General features: G+C 33.7%; 4 protein-coding genes. 2 read left to right on the top strand and 2 right to left on the bottom strand.

Annotated features, from left to right (window positions below):
• Window positions 1-111: 111 nt before the first annotated feature.
• Window positions 112-240, bottom strand: coding sequence for a protein YhfH (gene yhfH, locus V7014_RS18225; RefSeq protein WP_335508979.1), 129 nt, complete (start codon window positions 238-240; stop codon window positions 112-114).
• 287 nt (window positions 241-527) lie between these two features.
• On the opposite strand from yhfH, the gene V7014_RS18220 reads away from it, so the two are divergent.
• The gene (locus V7014_RS18220) at window positions 528-1517 is read left to right on the top strand and encodes a lipoate--protein ligase (protein WP_335508977.1); all 990 of its coding nucleotides are present in this window, start codon (window positions 528-530) and stop codon (window positions 1515-1517) included.
• 391 nt (window positions 1518-1908) lie between these two features.
• Window positions 1909-3453 (top strand): fatty acid--CoA ligase family protein, encoded by a 1545-nt coding sequence (locus tag V7014_RS18215; protein ID WP_335508975.1) that lies wholly within the window; start codon window positions 1909-1911, stop codon window positions 3451-3453.
• Window positions 3454-3472: 19 nt separating this feature from the next.
• On the opposite strand, the gene V7014_RS18210 is transcribed toward V7014_RS18215, so the two are convergent.
• A complete protein-coding gene (locus V7014_RS18210) occupies window positions 3473-4162 on the bottom strand; it encodes an FHA domain-containing protein (protein WP_335508973.1) in 690 nt (229 codons plus the stop codon).
• Between the last annotated feature and the right edge of the window lie 97 nt (window positions 4163-4259).

The raw sequence follows: 4259 nt of genomic DNA, 5'->3' as shown, positions 1-4259 counted from the left end.
ATGTACGAGTTAGGGGTGTACATACAAAAGCAAAGAGGGAGTATGAGTCAGAAATCTGACATCACAATATGGTAGCAAAATACTATTTATAGTATTTTGATGAACCCAAGATTAAGATAAATGATTACATTGATCACATTTGTTGCCATAGCATTCGTGTTGTTCTTCAATTGTGTTACCACACTCAGTACATTTTTTTGGTGGTAAATTTTTGAAAAATTCAATACTACTTTGAATCATTAGATTACCTCCTAATTCTGATTATTGCGAAAATAGTATTCTCAAAATATCGATGATTAAATTTGTTATGTTCACATTGTATTATAACAGAGTTGTTTGTGTCAATTATGTTTTATAACAATTTTTATTTTTTTTGAAAATTGGGCTAAAAATCACTCATTTTTTATTCAAATTGGAAAGGATAAATGCATATAGGCAGAGCTATTGAGTTAGTGAACCATGTTTGATTATAATTAGTTTATAAGTAATTTAACTGATGTTTATTGTTTCATATTGGAGGAAAGCACATGCTATTTATTGATAATAAAGGAATTACAGATCCACAGATTAACTTAGCTATTGAAGAATATGCGTTGAAGAATTTAGGTACAGATGATTCATACTTGCTGTTCTATATCAATGAGCCATCTATCATTATTGGTAAGAATCAAAATACCATTGAAGAAATTAATACAGAGTATGTAGAGGAAAATGGAATTAAAGTAGTTAGACGCTTATCTGGTGGAGGAGCTGTTTATCACGACTTAGGTAACTTGAATTTTAGCTTTATTACGAAGGATGATGGAGATAGCTTTCATAACTTCCGCAAGTTTACTGAGCCAGTTGTACAAGCGTTGAAGAAAATGGGCGTACATGCAGAACTAAGTGGTCGTAATGATCTTTTAGCAGAAGGTAGAAAAATTTCTGGGAATGCCCAGTTCTCTACGAAAGGTAAAATGTTTAGTCATGGTACACTACTATTTAATTCCGAAATGGACCATGTTGTGTCTGCATTAAAGGTAAGAAAAGATAAAATTGAATCAAAAGGTATTAAATCGGTTCGTAGTCGTGTAGCTAATATTTCAGAATTTCTATCAGAGCCAATGGCAATTGAAGAATTCCGCTCGGCGTTATTGAAGAATATTTTTGAAGGTGCTGAAGAAATTCCAGAGTACGTATTAACAGAAGCGGATTGGAACAATATCCACCAGCTATCTAAAGAGCGTTACCAAAATTGGGATTGGAATTATGGAAAATCACCTAATTTCAATATTAATAACTCTAAAAGATTCCCTGTAGGGCTTATTGAATTTCATTTACAAGTGAAAAAAGGTGTAATAGAGCAGTGTAAAATATATGGTGATTTCTTTGGAGTTGGCGATGTGAAGGAGATTGAAGAGCTTCTTGCTGGTGTACAGTATGAGAAGGGTGCTATTGAAAACGTGTTAAGTGAAATAGATGTTCAACATTACTTTGGTAATGTAACAAAAGAAGAAATTGTACATTTAATTTATTAAGACAAAGAGCTGGCACAAATATAGTGTCAGCTTTTTTTGTTTAAGTAATCGGGGTCACTTCAGACTTACTAATACGAGGGAGCGATTAGAAATAGCCAAAGCATAGGGGCAACCTCCGATTTTCTTTTGAAAAGGGTATTATTTAGTATTGCTGGTTAAAAATTACTTGTCTATAATAATAGATAGGAATTAATGAGTGAATATTCATTCAATTAATTCAATTCTTTGTTCAGGGTGCACTTTCATTGAGAATATGAGGGTTTCTTTGAATGTGTTTAAACTGTTCAAATTAAACAACGTAGCATCTGTTTATTTTCTGGGGTATTACTGGCATTGTTTTCGCATCAACGAAGGATGAATGATGTTTTTTCGTACAAAGGGGAGGAATATTATGAATTTGTCGTCACAGCTTCATCAAACTGCTTTAGGGAATAGCAATAAAATTGCTTTCCGTTTTCTTGATCAAAAACAGACTTATGCTGAATTAGATGCTTCTATTACGAAGTTTGCCTCTGGATTATCGAAGCTTGGAATTAGGAAGGGAGATCATGTTGCTCTTATAACGGGAAATTCTCCACATTATTTAATTGGTTTTTATGGTGTGTTACGAGCAGGTGCAACTGTTATACCAATTAACCCAATTTATACACCTGATGAAATAAGTTATGTTTTATTAAATGGTGATGTAAAAGCTGTTATTACACTTGATGTATTGCTTCCACTTGTTGAAGGCTTGCATAAGCATTTACCAAGTATAGAGCATTTCATCATTTGTGAAACAGGACAGTATAAAGGAGAAAGCGATCTGTCGAAGTTGAGTGCACACTCTAAGTTGATAGGTTTCATGAATGTTGTTGCATCCGGGGATGTAAATTATAACGCACCAGAATTGCTTGATGATGATGTAGCAGTCATTCTTTATACTTCAGGTACAACTGGTAAACCTAAGGGAGCTATGTTGACTCATAAGAATCTATATAGTAATGCAATAGATGTGGGAAGCTATTTGAAGATTAATAATGATGATCGTGTAATTACAACCTTACCAATGTTCCATGTGTTTTGTTTAACAGTTTGTATGAATGCACCGCTAATGATGGGGGGAACAATATTAATTGTTCCGAAGTTTAGCCCAAGTGAAATTTATCGCATTGCTGAGGAATACAAAGCAACTATTTTTGCTGGTGTACCGACTATGTATAATTTCTTGTTACAGTATGATGGGAATGTAGAAGATTTTAAATCATTGCGATTGTGTATTTCTGGAGGCGCTTCCATGCCTGTGGCTTTACTTCAAAACTTCGAAAAGAAATTCAATGTAATTGTGTCAGAAGGATACGGATTATCTGAAGCTTCTCCAGTTACATGCTTCAATCCTCTTGATCGTCCACGTAAGGAAGGTTCAATTGGTACGTCTATTCTCAATGTTAAAAACAAAGTTGTAAATGAAATTGGCGAAGAATTACCAGTTGGTGAAGTAGGCGAGCTTGTTGTTCAAGGTAATAATGTAATGAAAGGTTATTACAAAATGCCAGAAGAAACAGCTTTCACTATTAAAGATGGCTGGTTGTATACAGGTGACCTTGCAAAAATGGATGAGGATGGCTACTTCTATATTGTTGATCGAAAGAAAGACTTAGTACTAGTAGGTGGCTACAATGTATACCCTCGTGAAGTTGAAGAAGTGTTATTTGCACACCCATCCATCGTTGAAGCTGCTGTTGTTGGTGTACCTGATCCAAACCTTGGAGAAGCGGTGCATGCTTTTATTGTTAAGAAAGATCCAGAATTAACAGTTGAAGATGTATTGAGTTTTTGTAGTGAGCATCTAGCCAAATACAAAATTCCTACTTATATGGAGTTTATGGAAGAACTTCCAAAGAATACGACAGGAAAGATTTTGCGACGCGCTTTAAAGGATATCGTCAAAAGTTAATAATTGAAAAAACCGTCATTTATTTTGAATGACGGTTTTTTTGTTCTTCTTTTTCTAAATAATAACCTTTGTGAGGAATGGATTTAATGGAGAAGTGCTGTTTTACTCGTTTTCTCACTCTGTATATTAATGATGTTATTTCTTCATCTGCTACTAAATTTTCAGGATCACCAATACGCTCATTCCATACACAATGAATAATTTCTTCTTTTGTGATTACCTTCCCTATATTTTCATATAAAAGTTTAAAACAAGCGTATTCTTTAGTAGGCATTTTGATTTGCTCATCATTCACGTAAATGGTTTGAATAGTATCACTTAAAAGTACATTACTTCGAGGAAATAAGCTTGTGAGTGTTATTTCTCTTGTTACTTGATTGTCTATATCAATATATAATTCTATGAGACCATTTACTAATGTAACAACGTCACCTTCTATAATTTGATAGCGTTGGTGAGGAGTGAGATCATGGCCGTTTAAAGCTGTTCCGTGTTTACTATTTAAGTCTTCCACATAGAGATAACCATTTTTAAAAGAAAAGACGCAATGCTCCCGAGAAACGAAATTATTGAATATAAGAAAATCAGCTTTAGAATGTCGGCTGGCTCTACCGATTATTACTCTAGTACCTTCGTGTAAATATGCGTAGTCTCCTCTTTGTTCCATTCCAATTGAATTTAGCATAATTTTATATGCGTCGTACTTCATCTAAAATCCTTCTTTCTGAATAGAGAATATTTCAGAATTTTCATTTAATTATTATGTAATTCTCATTTTCATTCTATGGTACTTATCATAACTCAAT

The sequence above is a fragment of the Bacillus sp. JJ722 genome, assembly GCF_036963345.1.
Taxonomy (GTDB): Bacteria; Bacillota; Bacilli; order Bacillales; family DSM-1321; genus Bacillus_AD.
This window is presented reverse-complemented; position numbering and strand designations above follow the sequence as displayed.

What these genes read in the sequence shown, in the direction of transcription:
- yhfH (WP_335508979.1), bottom strand. Translation starts at nt 240, where the DNA reads ATGATTCAAAGTAGTATTGAATTTTTCAAAAATTTACCACCAAAAAAA.
- V7014_RS18220 (WP_335508977.1), top strand. Translation starts at nt 528, where the DNA reads ATGCTATTTATTGATAATAAAGGAATTACAGATCCACAGATTAACTTA.
- V7014_RS18215 (WP_335508975.1), top strand. Translation starts at nt 1,909, where the DNA reads ATGAATTTGTCGTCACAGCTTCATCAAACTGCTTTAGGGAATAGCAAT.
- V7014_RS18210 (WP_335508973.1), bottom strand. Translation starts at nt 4,162, where the DNA reads ATGAAGTACGACGCATATAAAATTATGCTAAATTCAATTGGAATGGAA.